Annotated in this window: 10 protein-coding genes and 1 pseudogene; 4 read left to right on the plus strand and 7 right to left on the minus strand. The window is 47.1% G+C overall.

Translation table 11 applies throughout. From position 1 onward, the window contains the following. On the plus strand, nt 1–1,097 hold a 1,097-nt coding region (locus tag Q0502_RS13490; protein WP_298651602.1), incomplete at its 5' end, for a glycoside hydrolase family 92 protein. A 628-nt stretch (nt 1,098–1,725) separates the two neighbouring features. On the opposite strand, the gene Q0502_RS13495 is transcribed toward Q0502_RS13490, so the two are convergent. After that, on the minus strand, nt 1,726–2,895 hold the full coding sequence (locus Q0502_RS13495; protein WP_298651604.1) for a Xaa-Pro peptidase family protein: 1,170 nt from the start codon (nt 2,893–2,895) through the stop codon (nt 1,726–1,728). 234 nt (nt 2,896–3,129) lie between these two features. On the opposite strand from Q0502_RS13495, the gene Q0502_RS13500 reads away from it, so the two are divergent. After that, a complete protein-coding gene (locus Q0502_RS13500; RefSeq protein ID WP_298651607.1) occupies nt 3,130–4,491 on the plus strand; it encodes a sigma-54 dependent transcriptional regulator in 1,362 nt (453 codons plus the stop codon). A 35-nt stretch (nt 4,492–4,526) separates the two neighbouring features. Here Q0502_RS13500 and Q0502_RS13505 read toward each other — a convergent pair whose 3' ends face one another. Beyond that, a complete protein-coding gene (locus tag Q0502_RS13505; RefSeq protein WP_298651610.1) occupies nt 4,527–6,992 on the minus strand; it encodes a hybrid sensor histidine kinase/response regulator in 2,466 nt (821 codons plus the stop codon). Between the two features lie 323 nt (nt 6,993–7,315). On the opposite strand from Q0502_RS13505, the gene Q0502_RS13510 reads away from it, so the two are divergent. Next, nucleotides 7,316–7,951, plus strand: a complete 636-nt coding sequence (locus Q0502_RS13510; protein ID WP_298651612.1) for a hypothetical protein — start codon at nt 7,316–7,318, stop codon at nt 7,949–7,951. A 109-nt stretch (nt 7,952–8,060) separates the two neighbouring features. On the opposite strand, the gene Q0502_RS13515 is transcribed toward Q0502_RS13510, so the two are convergent. From Q0502_RS13515 to Q0502_RS13535, 5 genes are all read right to left on the minus strand, one after another. Further along, nucleotides 8,061–8,858 (minus strand): shikimate dehydrogenase, encoded by a 798-nt coding sequence (locus Q0502_RS13515; protein ID WP_298651615.1) that lies wholly within the window; start codon nt 8,856–8,858, stop codon nt 8,061–8,063. 159 nt (nt 8,859–9,017) lie between these two features. Next, nucleotides 9,018–9,761, minus strand: a complete 744-nt coding sequence (gene ubiE, locus Q0502_RS13520; RefSeq protein ID WP_298651618.1) for a bifunctional demethylmenaquinone methyltransferase/2-methoxy-6-polyprenyl-1,4-benzoquinol methylase UbiE — start codon at nt 9,759–9,761, stop codon at nt 9,018–9,020. A gap of 34 nt (nt 9,762–9,795) precedes the next feature. After that, nucleotides 9,796–10,740 (minus strand): phosphoribosylaminoimidazolesuccinocarboxamide synthase, encoded by a 945-nt coding sequence (locus Q0502_RS13525; protein WP_298651621.1) that lies wholly within the window; start codon nt 10,738–10,740, stop codon nt 9,796–9,798. Nucleotides 10,741–10,822: 82 nt separating this feature from the next. After that, nucleotides 10,823–11,821 (minus strand): PhoH family protein, encoded by a 999-nt coding sequence (locus Q0502_RS13530; protein ID WP_298651624.1) that lies wholly within the window; start codon nt 11,819–11,821, stop codon nt 10,823–10,825. After that, nucleotides 11,818–13,746 (minus strand): amidophosphoribosyltransferase, encoded by a 1,929-nt coding sequence (locus tag Q0502_RS13535; RefSeq protein WP_298651626.1) that lies wholly within the window; start codon nt 13,744–13,746, stop codon nt 11,818–11,820. The genes Q0502_RS13530 and Q0502_RS13535 overlap by 4 nt, the downstream gene beginning before the upstream one ends. 148 nt (nt 13,747–13,894) lie before the next feature. On the opposite strand from Q0502_RS13535, the pseudogene Q0502_RS13540 reads away from it, so the two are divergent. Next, nucleotides 13,895–14,080: pseudogene (locus Q0502_RS13540) on the plus strand (dehydrogenase); the annotation flags it as partial.

The raw sequence follows: 14,080 nt of genomic DNA on the forward strand, positions 1-14,080 counted from the left end.
GGAATATTATGGTGGGTAACAACTCCGCCTCAGTAGTGGCCGACGCATACCTAAAAGGGTTAAGGGGGTACGATATCGAAACGCTCTGGGAGGCGCTCAAGCACGGAGCCAACAATGTGCATCCCACGGTGGCTGCTTCGGGACGTACCGGCTATGAACAGTATAATAACTACGGATATATCCCCAATAATGTAAAGATCAGCCAGAATGTAGCCCGCACGCTGGAGTATGCCTATAATGACTGGACCATCTACCGCCTGGGGAAAGCCCTGGGTAAGCCGGAGTCGGAAATTGCTATTTACGGCGAACGGGCAATGAATTACAGGAACCTTTACAACCCTGCGCATAAGCTAATGGCGGGCCGTGCGGACGACGGCTCTTTTTCCGACATGTTTGACCCGACCGACTGGGGCCGCGATTTTACCGAAGGGAACAGTTGGCACTACTCTTGGTCTGTCTTCCATGACCCCCGGGGGTTGATCGACCTGATGGGAGGACGCAGGGAGTTCGTCAATATGCTCGATTCCGTTTTTGTCATTCCGGGGTTGGAGGGAATGCAAAGCCGCTCCATGATCCACGAGATGCGTGAGATGCAGGTGATGGACATGGGACAATATGCGCACGGCAACCAGCCGATCCAGCACATGGTCTATCTCTACAATTACGGCGGAGAGCCATGGAAAGCCCAATACTGGGCCAGGGAGATCATGGATAAACTCTATTCCGCTGCTCCCGACGGTTACTGCGGCGACGAGGATAACGGGCAGACTTCCGCATGGTATGTCTTCTCTGCATTGGGATTCTATCCCGTCTGTCCCGGCAGCAATGAGTATATCCTCGGTTCGCCGCTCTTCAAATCAGTAGAGATCGACCTGGAGAACGGGAAAACCCTGAAGATCCAGTCAACGGACAATGCAAAAGGGAACCGCTATATCGAAGAGATGACATTGAACGGCAAAAGATATACAAAGAATTTCCTTACCCACAGCGACCTGATGAACGGCGGTGAGATCACCTTCAGGATGAGTCCCCAACCCAATAAGCAGAGGGGAATCCAGCCGGAGGATTTCCCTTACTCCTTTTCCAATAACAGATAATATATCTTATTTGTTATGAAACGAGTATGAACTTCATTACACCCACCAAGAACATGAATTGCGAAGTAATCGACGTAGTGAATATTGCGAGTTTCCTACAGCGAAATGAAATAATTGTATGGAAGATAGTTTTCCCTTTTGCTCAAACTTAGATCTTAAAAAGAATATGTAATACGATTTGAATATTGATTCTGTAAAATACGCAGTCAAAGGCGGTTGCGGTATTTCGACCAAAATGCAGGGTAACAACCTATTTGCCTGCAAAAGCCACTCTATTGCATTTTGAAATTTTTCTTTATTTCCGCCCTGTTCCACCGTTTTATACATAAAACGCTTCTGCTTTGCCAGCTGCGCGGGCATACTTCGGTAAACCGCATGAATTTTTACGCTGTTCACATTTTCAAGAGATTTTATAGTATCAATAATATCGTTTAATAGATATTATACATATCAAAAATATCGATAAATGGCACAAATAGAGCAGAAGATAGATGCGAAAATATGAAGCCAGCCCCTCTCCCATCCCGATATGTTTAAAATGTGCAGGAAACGCCGGCAGGGAAATGGCACAGGAAAAAAAATTGCTAAAAAAATCTCTTTCGGCTTTCAGGGAGTAACTACTGTTCCTTTATATACCTACCAGCGCTTCTTCGCAGAGGGTGATCTTTTCAAAGCCCGTTTCGTGGACTACATAGGTGTTCTCTATTCCCACGGCGCCGATACCGGGCAATACGAACTTGGGCTCCAGCGCGAATGCCATGCCGGGCTCCAGTATCTCTTTCGAACGGGGTGTGAGCACCGGCGGCTCGTTGATCTCCAGTCCTACGCCGTGGCCGATGAATCTGGCCTGTTGCACGGTTCCCATAAAATAGGGCGTTAACCCGTTCTCCCTGACCATTTCCTCCGCCAGAAGATACAACTCCGAACAGAGGGTGCCCGCCCGGAAGGTCTTTATGATGGCATTGTGGATATCGATAGATATCTGGTGCGCTTTATAGGCGATATCGGGTGCATGTTCTATCGCGAAAGTACGGGTCATGTCGTCCATCCAGGGGCGGTAATTCCCCGCCATATCCACCATCAGCGTGGTCCCCGGTACGAGCAGTGTGCCGTTGGCTCCCAGGGGCAGAAGCGGGGTCATGCCTTCACCGCCCAAAGCGTAATCGTAGGGCGATGCCGCCTGGGCGTTGTCGCCGGCCAGCATGCTTCCCATAAAGATATCCATATTCTCGCCGAAAGAACGGAAAATACCCACCGACCCGTGTAGGCGCATCTGCCGCTCTATCTCGATCTGTAGTTCCAGGTCGGTCATTCCCTTACGGTACAAAGAGGGGATCAGCTCATATACTTTGGCATGGATCCGGGCGCTCTCACGCATCTGTTCTAATTCATATTCCGATTTCACTGCCCGCAGCTTCCGCAATTCCCCCGAGATGTTCTTCGTCTGAGGCATTTCCAGCGCTGCCTGCAGGCGCGTGGCAGCGTTAAAGGAAAGCTGGTCGGCTTCGAACAAAATCCGCTCAGGCAATGGAAGCCCGGCCTCACTCAGTATTCCGGGGATCTGCTCGGGCTTACGGATCGGTTGAACCCGTTCGTCCGCAATATCGGAAGGACGTTTCACAAACAGTATCGGGTCTCCTTCGGGAAATATAAAAAGATAACCGTCGAAAATAAATCCGCACAGCCAGTATTGATTGACCGCTGAAGTGATGATACAGGCATCGGCCTGCATCTCTGTAATGGCTTGTTGTACCTTTTTCAGCCTTGAACCGGCTTCATGCAAGGGTAGTTTGTTCATATGAAATGTGGGTTTTGCTGTCAAAATTAGGTGATTTTCTTTGAAAAACCACACTAAATGGCTGAAAATAGCTATTTCTAAAACGGATTGTGACGCGTTTCACGATAAACCTACCCGGCATCAAAAAAAAACTTAATCAGGCGCCTGAAAATGTTACCGTTTATCAATGTACCAATCACCTGTTTTTCGATCAGAAATAAATAATCTATCTTTACGTCGTAACTGTCTTTAGAGGTGAGGAACGGAAGAATACTGATAGTAGAGGATGACCGTTCTTTCGGAGCCATGCTTCAGAAGTGGTTCGAGAGAAAGGGGTTTCCGGCAACTTTATGCTCCGGCATGGTAGCAGCGCAAGAGGCGCTTGACCAAACGGAGCCTTATCAGGTTGTCTTATCAGATCTGCGCCTGCCCGATGGCGACGGTATCATGCTTTTGAACTGGCTGAACGAAAAGCGCCTGTCGATACCGGTAATCATTATGACGGGTTACGGCGAGATCCAGACGGCGGTATCGGCCATCAAACTGGGAGCATTCGATTTCCTGGAGAAACCCGTCAATCCCGATATCCTGACGAAGAAAATTGAAGCGGCTTTTGAAGCCCGGCAGAAAAATATTTCTCCTCCTGAAAAACAGCCAACGGAAAGAAAACCCTATAAGGAGAGCAGAGAATTTGTAGAGGGACAGAGCCTTCTTTCTACGCAGATGTACACTCATATCGATCTGGTAGCACCTACCCAGATGGCGGTGATGATCATAGGCGAAAGCGGTACAGGGAAGGAACATGTGGCCCGTCTGATCCATAGCCGGAGTAATCGTGCCAACGGGCCTTTCATTGCTGTGGATTGCGGGAGTTTGTCCATTGAACTGGCGCCGAGTGAACTTTTCGGACACAAGAAAGGGTCGTTCACCTCTGCCATAGAAGATAAAACCGGCTTTTTCAGGGAAGCACACGGGGGAACCCTGTTCCTCGATGAGGTGGGGAATCTTCCCTACGGAGTGCAGATGCAACTGCTGCGGACCCTGCAGGAAAAAAAAGTGAGGCCGGTAGGTACCTCTACGGATCTGAGTGTGGATGTGCGCATAATCATCGCCACCAACGAAAACCTGGAGAAAGCGATCGACGAAGGAAATTTCAGGGAAGATCTCTATCATCGGCTGAATGAATTCATGATCCGGGTGCCGTCATTACGGGAGTGTGCGGAGGACATCCCGTCGTACGCAGACCATTTCAGGGAAGAGGCGAACAGGGAACTTGGCAGGGAGGTGTCCACCGTTTCTCCCGAAGCACTGGCGCTGTTGAAGGCTTACGCCTGGCCCGGAAACCTGAGAGAACTGCGCAATGTGATCCGCCGGGCGGTACTTTTTACGAAGGGTGACGCTATTACTCCCGACAGTTTACCGGTTCTCTCCGCAAAGAAAGAGGAATCCCTGCCGGAAGCGGATGTTTCCCTCTCCGTGGAGCCTGAGAAGGAGAAAGAGAAGATATTGAGGGCGCTCCAGCAGGTGAGGGGGAATAAGACCAAAGCCGCCATCCTGCTGCAGATCGACAGGAAAACACTGTACAACAAAATACATCAATATAACATAAGTTTATAGCGGGAGCATTCCACACACTTAGCCGGATAGAGTTCTTATAGCCAGTTTTTCCTGATATGGGCGGCAAACATCCTTATCTCTGCAATTGTTTTTGTCAATCCTTCTTTCCAATCGGGATAAGAGGTTTCATCTTGTCCCCTTAGCTGGTCCATCTTGCGTAAAGCGGTACATAAATGCTCTGCATCCAATTGACAGAGAAAGGGGTATATCTTGTGGCAGAGTTGTTGTGCCTCTTCAAATGCGCCGTTTTCTATGAGTTCCTGTAAGCGATTCGTATCATGATGCGATGATTGAACAAATCCCGACAGAATATCCCTGATGGTTTCCGTATCATTGCCGAACAGGGAGACGAGTTGGGGGAACTTATCCTGAAGGGAATCTTCTACCGGTACCTGTTTCCTGTTTTCCGGATAGGACTTTCCGGAAATGGTTTTAAGCAGCTCACTCATTTGGATAGGTTTCCTGATCAGACCTGAAAATCCTTCTGAAAGAGCCTTCTCCGTAGTATAATCGTCGTATGCCGTCACCAACCAGACCGGTATGCGGGCGTCTTTTTTCCTGATCTCACGCAGGATATCCGTTCCCGTTATCTCTGTCATCTGCATATCGGTAAATACGATGTCGAATATAGAGATGACCCTCAGGAACCCATTGACATCCCGGGGGCTGCTACAGAGTTTTACTTTGTATCCGTTACGGACAAGAAACTCCCTGATCATATTTCCCAATGAGAGGTCATCCTCAAAAATCAGTATCTTGTGGAACCGCATACCCTCTCGCGCAGAGTTGTTATTTACGGGCAGGGCGGAGTTTCCGTCAATACCGGCCGGAACGGTCTGCCCTGATACCTGCCGGACAGGCAGGGCAATGGTGACACGGGTTCCTTTTCCTTTCTCCGAGACCACCTCTATCCTCCCTTTCAGCATATCTACCAACCCTTTTGTAACATACATCCCGAAGCCGCTCCCTTCTGCTTTCAACGGGTTTTGCATACGGGAAAAGGGTTTGAAGATCTCCGGCACTTCTCCGGCATCCATCCCTATGCCGGTGTCGGTCACTGTGAAAATCAGTTGACTGTCATACTCTAGCCGTATGGTGACGCCACCTTGAAGTGTATATTTTACAGCATTGGAGACCACATTGGTAAGTATCTGTTTCAGAAGTGTATAATCTGTTTCTATATACAGGGGCGAAGGGACGAAATTTTCAAACACCAGGTTCAACGATTTTTCTTCCGTAAAAGGTTGAAACATGTGGGTAATATCTTCCATCAACTCAATAAGGTTGAAACGGCTGGAGTGCAATGTGCCCGACTTTTGCTGCAGGCGTGAGAACTCAAGCAGGTTGGTCAGCATATTCAGGATGTGCTTCCCCGAGTTCCGGGCCGACTGCAATTGCCGCTTTTTGTCTTCATCCGTCTCCTCCGAATCCCACATCTCCATATATCCCATCATGGAACTGAGGGGTGTTTTCACATCATGGGATACGGATAACAGCAATTTATGCCGGCTCTCGATCAACTCTTCTGTAAGTTGTTTCTCTTTTGCCAGGTCCGTCCGTGCCTTTTGTCCTTTGTTGAGGTCGTCGATAATAAAAAAGATGATGATAAGAATGAAAAAAATGGAGAGTGCGCCGACCACGATAGCGAATCTGAAAATTCTTTGGGTGAGCTCTTCGCTGTTTTCCGTTCCCCGCCAGGCTATCTGGATGGTTTCATTGTAAAACTCATTGGTAAGCTGGGAAATGTGGAGGGAAATATTTTGTTCGGCAAACAAAAGTTCCCGTACTTCTCTTTGGATTCCTTGTATGCGGGAGGAGTAGGATTTGGAAGCTTCTTCCGTGGTGTTTTTGAGATCGGCATACATTACGGTATCCACTCTCGAAGTGGATCTTGCTTCTTGTTCGGTACGGGTAATATTGATGGTTGTATCCGGCGCGTGTTCCGGATTAAAAACATTCCTGAGCCGCTTCCAGAAACCTTTTTTCTGTTTTTCTACCCGTGTCGTGTCAATATTGGTGGTTACCACGACCGAATCCAGGATGATCTCATCATACCGGTTGATCTTCTCGTCGAGTTCCGTCAGTGGGTTTTGAGATCTGAACAGCCCCGTCAGTCTGCGCACCATTCTGTTTTTCTCCTGCAGCAAAGAATCGATATCCTGTAACAAGATATCCTGCCCCTTCTCAGGCTTCATATCCTGTATGTTCAGTATTTGCAGGGATATGTCGGAAGAGATGGAATCGTATTGTTGTTGCAGGATCTGCCGGGGAGATGCCAGATACATGTTCAATATCTCCTGTGCCTGTTGGATGGAGATAATCAGTTGATTGCTCGTGGACAGCACTTTATATGAATTATCCATCTCCGCTTTTTGAATATCCATATTCTTTTTAAGAGAATAGGAGTAGATGAACAATCCGGTAAAATAGAGGATAATCACGAGAAATATCAACCCTATTTTTATCCTGACCCTTTGTTCCGGCGATTTTTTTGACTCCATTCATCGAGTATTTCAGGGCCAAATATACATGATATGTTTCAATTATCGTAGATTTTTGTATACGTTTATTTTGTCGAAAGTGTGGAATGGCAGGGTCGATATGTGGAATATTTCCACAATTTCCACACTTTTTCCACACTTCTCAGGTTCAGGATATTTTTTATAATTGAACATTAAAAATCTGATAATCAATATTTTTTATTGTTGCTGTGTTTTGGATCCGGTTTGGTATCCGATTTGATATATAATTAACGGCGTTAAGTCGTCGTAAAAACAAACGGAATAAAAATCAATGTGTTTTTATTTTTTAAAATTTTATTGTTATGAAAAAAGTTATTTTATCAGTCGCAATTATTGCAGGTATGCTTATTACGACAAACATTCAGAAAGTACATGCCATCCAGGAACAACCCTCGGTTACCATAATTTTGGATGAAGGTGATGGTTTTGTCGAGGTACAATTGCAAGATCTCAGTGAAGTTGTTCAGGCAGCGATAAGCGCCTTTACTCAGGAATACGATATAAAAGCGCTTAAATACAATGCAGAAAAACAACTTACGAAAGTGAAACTGACAAAGAAGGATGATCAGTCCGCCAAAACAGTTTATCTCGATGCTGAAGGGAAAGAAGTGGAAGCTCCGGCAAAAACGGAAGAGCCCGAGAGAATAGAACAGGAAACTCCGTCGGCAGGATTTTCAGGAGTGATGCAGGACAACGGTTTTGTGAATATTAAATTCGAGGAATTGAATGAGAAAGTACAGAATGCAGTCCGCACTATTGCGCAGACTTATGAGGTTGCCTCACTGAAATATAACGCAGAGCAAAAGATTGTCAAAGTGAAGGGAACCAATAAGGAGGACCAGTCTGAAAAAGTATTCTACCTGAATGAAGAAGGAGAAGAAGTGGAACAGCCTGCTACTCAGAAACAGGAAGTAACGGAAATTCCGATGTCATTGTAAAAAATCAAACTACACTATCGCACCTCTATATATTTCTTAGTTAACATAATCTTCTTATACAATGACTAAGGATCCGATCGCCCCTTTACTGTGATAAGTAAGGGGGCGGTTATTTGTTCCATATTTCCCAGGCCGCCAGCGCCTGGAGTTCCAGCATCTCCCTGCCGTTTTTGGTGACGGCTCCCCGCTCCTTTCCTTTTTGGAGAAACAGGGTTTCTTCGGGATTGTAGACCAGATCGTACAGTAAATGGCGGGGTGTGAGAAGGGCATACGGGATATCGGGGCATTGGTCTGTTTGCGGAAAGGTCCCCACAGGAGAAGCGTTTATAATAAGAGTATGCTCCGAGACAACCGCAGGGGAAATATCATTGTAAGTGAGCCTGTTGTTCCCGGGAGTGCGGGATACATATTTCCACTCGATGAGCAGATCCGTAAGCGCCTGTGCAACTGCTTTCGATGCGCCGCCGGTACCCAGTATCAGCGCTTTTTGATGGGGTGATGGATCCCGAGAGGGGTGACTTTGCGCAGCATCACCCTGCATCGGGCGGTTCAGCAGCGGGGTGAGCGATTGTTTAAACCCCGTATAATCCGTGTTATAGCCGGTGAGCCTGTAGTAATACATGTCCCCGGGTTTCCTGTCCACTTTGATTACGTTTACGGCAGCGATCTTCCGGGCTTCCGGCGAAACCTCATCCAGGAAGGGGATCACTTTCTCTTTATAAGGAATAGTGACGTTCATCCCTTTCAGATGTTGATTGAATATAATGATATGACGGAGATCCTGAATGTCTTCGATCTCAAAATTCAGGTATTCGGCATCAATCTCTTCGCGCCGGAACTTCTCCGTGAAGAATTTCGCCGAGAAAGAGTGCTTCAGGGGAAAGCCAATCAGGCCGTATGTATCCATTTGTTTGATTTAACGATTTAATGATTTAACGATTTAGCAAAGTAATCATTCAACGATTTATGTCCCATCGCCACATCGTTAGATCACCAAATTATCCCATCAATTCCGCTGCCAGTTCCCAATTTCCAAATCCCATATCCGAGATCCCAAATCCTAAATCTATATCGGTTTCTCTGCAATATACAAGGTCGTAATACCGAGGGTATACCTTCTTAACCGGATGTTGGCGAATCCGTTCTTCTTCAATATCAACATCATCTCTCTTCCTTGCGGAAAAGCAGCAATGGATTCGGGCAGGTAAGTGTACGCCTTCTGTTCTGTCGCGAAAATACCGGACAAAACCGGCATCACATATTTGGTATAAGTGGCATACAACTGTTTCATGGGCGTTGTCTGCGGCGTGGTCAGTTCGATAAAAAGAAATACCCCGCCCGGCTTCAATATACGGAGTATTTCCTGAAAACTTTTATCGATATCTTCGAAATTACGTACTCCGAAAGCGATGGTGGCCGCATCGAAACTGTTATCAGGGAAGGTCATATCCGCGCAGTCCTGCACTTCGAACGTGATAATATCCTGCAACCCTTTTGCCTTCACCTTTTCTTTGCCGACATTCATCATCCCTTCGGAGATGTCCACAGCCGAGATCTTTTCCGGTTGCAGGATCTTCTGTGCCAGAATAGCAAAGTCGCCTGTACCGGTGGCGATATCCAATAGCTGTTTGTGGGGATATTTTCTCAGCTCTTTCAATGCATCGCTCCGCCAATAATCATCGATCCCCAGTGACAGCGTACCGTTCAATCTGTCGTAGGTAGGCGCGATCTTATTGAACATCCGTATAACCTGCTCCTTCTTGGGTTGATCGGGATGATAGGGGTTTACCTTTTCTACTTTGTAGGCCATTTTTTTATATTCTCAGCTATTTCGTGATAAGCGTTCAGTGGGTAATTAAAAAGTCCCTGATATTTTTCTCAATGCGCGATTCCAGATGATCCGTATCGACCTTCACAAACTTTTCCCCCACAATTTTCTCGTATAATTCGATGTATCTTTCCGAGACGCTTCGGCAGTATTCGTCGGTCATTTCGGGAACCTGTTGCCCGGATTGTCCCTGAAACCCATTATCCATCAGCCATTTGCGTACAAATTCCTTGGAGAGTTGTTTCTGCTCCTCACCTTTTTCGAAACGTTCTCCGTAGCCTTCCCGGTAAAAATAGCGCGATGAATCGGGAGTGTGGATCTCATCGATCAGGTAGATCTTACCATCTTTCCTGCCAAATTCATATTTGGTATCGACCAGGATCAATCCTTTCTCCGCCGCCATCTCGGTGCCGCGTTTGAACAGTTCGTACGTATATTTTTCCAGTTGTTCATACTCTTCCCTGCTCACCAATCCCTGGGCAATGATTTCCTCCTTCGAGATATTTTCATCATGTCCCTCATCGGCCTTTGTGGTGGGAGTAATAAGGGGTGTTTCAAATTTCTGGTTTTCACGTAATCCTTCTGGTAGCGGGAGTCCGCAGAGCGTACGCGCTCCTTTTTTATATTCACGCCATGCGCTTCCCGTAATATAACCGCGGATCACCATCTCCACTTTGTAAGGCTCGCATTTGTGGCCTACCGTCACCATAGGATCGGGAGAGGCTGTTTTCCAGTTGGGTACTATATCGGCAGTGGCATCGAGGAATTTCGATGCGATCTGGTTCAGTACCTGTCCTTTGTATGGAATACCTTTGGGCAATACCACATCGAATGCCGAAATACGGTCAGTAGCGATCATTACCAGTGTCTCTTCCCCGATGCTGTATACATCGCGTACTTTTCCGTGGTATACCCCCGTCTGTCCGGGGAAATTGTAATCTGTTCTTGTCAATGTATCCATATTGTTGTCTGATTGGTTGATTTAATTGAAATTAGAGATTAGAAGTGAGAACCTAGAACTAAGAACTGAGAAGTAAGGAAGTTTAGAAGTCTTGGTTCTTGACTCCTGACTCTTGGTTCTGATATTCCTTTTCGTTTTTCACTTTTCGTTTTTCACTATCCTCATACGCCTCCACTATTTTCTGTACGAGCTTATGCCGTACAATATCCTTTTTATTGAATTCCACCGTAGCAATACCCTTGATGCCGTGCAACACCTGCATAGCATGGATCAATCCCGACTGTTGTGAGGGGGGTAGGTCGATCTGTGTGATATCGCCCGTGATGATCATTTTTCCGTTCAATCCCAGCCGTGTCAGGAACATTTTTATCTGCGGCTTGGTCGTATTCTGCGCTTCATCGAGAATGATGACGGCGTCATTCAGTGTGCGCCCCCGCATAAAGGCGAGCGGAGCGATCTGTATGATCTTGTTTTCGAGGTACTCTTTCAGTTTCAGGGGTGGGATCATATCCTCCAGCGCATCGTAGAGCGGTTGCAGGTAGGGGTCGATTTTCTCCTTCATGTCGCCGGGCAGGAAACCCAGTTTCTCACCCGCTTCCACGGCGGGACGGCTCAGGATGATCTTCCGTACCTTCTTTGTTTTGAGTGCCCTGACTGCCAGTGCGATGGCGGTATAGGTCTTTCCCGATCCGGCCGGACCGATAGCAAACACCATATCGTTTTCGTCGAATGCTTCCACCAGCTTCTTCTGATTGGCGGTGCGCGCAAGGATGGGTTTCCCGTTCAGGCCGTGGATAACGAGGTTATCCACATTCACGACGGCAGGCGCCTTGCCTTTTACAATATCCAGGATATCCTCCTCTTTCAGCACGTTCATTTCGTTGCTGAACTTTTCCAGTTCACGGATCTTTTCTTCAAAACCGGCCAGTTCCTCTTCTTCGCCGATCGCCTTGATCACATTGCCTCTTGCCACAATACGGAGTTTGGGATACAATGTTTTGATCAGTTGTATGTTGCTGTTGTTAATACCGAAAAAAACAACCGGATCTACATTCTCTATGATGATAATGCGTTCAATCATTCTTCGCTCTTTGAGAAGTTTAACGAATATTGATGCGGTTTGTTCTCCTGACCCTCGATATAATTGATAAATGCGTTGTTCACCAGCCGGTTTCCGCCGGGAGTGGGATAGTCGCCCGAGAAGTACCAGTCGCCCCGGTGATTGGGACACGCCCTGTGCAGGTCTTCAATACGTTGAAAAACGATCTTCACTTCGGCTTTTATCTCCTGAGAGGTAAGCATCTGCGCTATTTTGGCGGAAATCTCTTCTTCGGTAAAAGAAGCGTAGATATCTTTTACATGATTCATGATCTCCTCTTTTCTCTTATGGCGCTGGGCTACCGATTTCTCGTACGTCTCATCGATGACATGCTGCATGCCGCGTTCTTTCAGCAGTTCTATGGCCGCTTTAAAAGCGATGAACTCACTCATTCTCGACATGTCTATACCGTAGCAGTCGGGGTAACGTATCTGGGGAGAAGAGGATACGATAATGATCTTTTTGGGATCGAGCCGGTCCAGGATCTTGATGATACTCTGTTTAAGCGTTGTCCCGCGGACGATGCTATCATCGATAATGACCAGGTTGTCAACCCCTCTTTTCAATGAACCGTAGGTTACATCGTAAACGTGTGCTGCAAGATCATTCCTGGTATTTCCCTGAGCAATGAAGGTACGCAGTTTGATATCCTTGATGGCCACTTTCTCCGAACGGACCCGCTTGGAGAGAATCCTGTCAATTTCCTCCTTACTCAGTGAGTTTCCCTTTTCGAGAATGGTGAGCGCTTTTTTGTGGTTGAAGTGATCCTCCAACCCCTGCAACATGCCGAAATAAGCTACTTCCGCCGTGTTGGGAATAAAAGAGAAGACCGTATTGTCGAAATCGTCATCTACGGCTTCCATAATTCTGGGTACCAGCAGTTCACCCAGTTTTTTGCGTTCCCTGTAGATATCGTAGTCGGATCCGCGTGAGAAATAGATCCTCTCGAATGAGCAGGGAGTGATCTTTTCTTTCTTCTCCTGTATCTGATGCAGATTGATAGAGCCGTTGCGCTTTACTATGAGCGCTTCTCCCGGCTGTAGTTCATGTACATCGTCTTTCTTGAGGTTGAATGCTGTCTGGATGACCGGCCGTTCCGATGCCACTACGGCTATTTCATCGTCATGGTAATAGAATGCCGAGCGGATACCCCAAGGATCACGCAGTACAAAAGCATCGCCGCAGCCGATCAGGCCGCAGAGGGCGTAGCCGCCGTCCCAGATCCTGGACGCCCGTTTCAAAAGAAAAGGGATGTCGAGTTTTTCTCCGATCTGATGGCTCACCTCCTGACCGTTCAACTGCTCTTTTTTCAGATGATCGTACTGGTATTGTACCTCGCGGTCCAGATAATGTCCGATGGATTCAAGCATGACAAAGGTGTCGGCATAATCGCGTGGATGCTGCCCTTCCTCAAGGAGCTGACAGAACATCTCATCCACATTGGTCATGTTGAAATTTCCCGCCAGGGCAAGGCTTCTCGATGCCCAGTTGTTCCGGCGCAGGAGCGGATGCACATAAGTAAGGCCGCTTTTACCCGTAGTGCTGTACCGCAGGTGTCCGATGAAAAGCTCCGAGGCAAAGGGAACTGCTTTTTTGACAAACTCTATATCGCTCAGTTGTTCCTTTGTGAATTGCTGAAACGATGTGTGTACCGTGGAAAATATCTCCGAGATGGCGCTTGATCCCAATGCACGTTCTCTGAAGATATACTCGTTCCCGGGAGAGGCCTCCAGCTTCACGGCACCCAGTCCCGCCCCCTCCTGGCCGCGGTTGTGCTGCTTTTCCATGAGCAGGTACATTTTGTCCAGTCCGTATTGCCACGTCCCGTATTTATTGTAATAGTAATCGAGGGGTTTGAGAAGGCGGATTACTGCGATCCCGCATTCGTGCTTGATAATGTCAGTCATTGATAAACCTTTCTGTAATAAGGATACAAATTTAGTCTTATTTGTGGAGATTTTGCCGGTATCGCTCCCATAATCTTATCAAAAAAATGTCAACGAACCGGTTTTTCGGATAGTTGGTGTTATCTTTGTGCATATAAGAAAAATGGATATGGACTGGAAGCGCTTATTATCTGCAAAGAGGTTTGGAATGGAGCATTATGAGAATGCAAAGAGACACGAACGTACGGAGTATCAGCGCGATTACGACAGGCTGATCTTTTCTTCGCCTTTCCGCCGGTTGCAGAACAAGACGCAGGTATTCCCCTTACCCGGGAGTATTTTTGTGCATAACCGG

It is taken from the genome of uncultured Proteiniphilum sp. (assembly GCF_937873925.1).
GTDB lineage: Bacteria > Bacteroidota > Bacteroidia > Bacteroidales > Dysgonomonadaceae > Proteiniphilum.

Coding starts and splice junctions, on each gene's coding strand:
- Q0502_RS13495 (WP_298651604.1), bottom strand. CDS start 2,895: ATGAACAAACTACCCTTGCATGAAGCCGGTTCAAGGCTGAAAAAGGTA.
- Q0502_RS13505 (WP_298651610.1), bottom strand. CDS start 6,992: ATGGAGTCAAAAAAATCGCCGGAACAAAGGGTCAGGATAAAAATAGGG.
- Q0502_RS13510 (WP_298651612.1), top strand. CDS start 7,316: ATGAAAAAAGTTATTTTATCAGTCGCAATTATTGCAGGTATGCTTATT.
- Q0502_RS13515 (WP_298651615.1), bottom strand. CDS start 8,858: ATGGATACATACGGCCTGATTGGCTTTCCCCTGAAGCACTCTTTCTCG.
- ubiE (WP_298651618.1), bottom strand. CDS start 9,761: ATGGCCTACAAAGTAGAAAAGGTAAACCCCTATCATCCCGATCAACCC.
- Q0502_RS13525 (WP_298651621.1), bottom strand. CDS start 10,740: ATGGATACATTGACAAGAACAGATTACAATTTCCCCGGACAGACGGGG.
- Q0502_RS13530 (WP_298651624.1), bottom strand. CDS start 11,821: ATGATTGAACGCATTATCATCATAGAGAATGTAGATCCGGTTGTTTTT.
- Q0502_RS13535 (WP_298651626.1), bottom strand. CDS start 13,746: ATGACTGACATTATCAAGCACGAATGCGGGATCGCAGTAATCCGCCTT.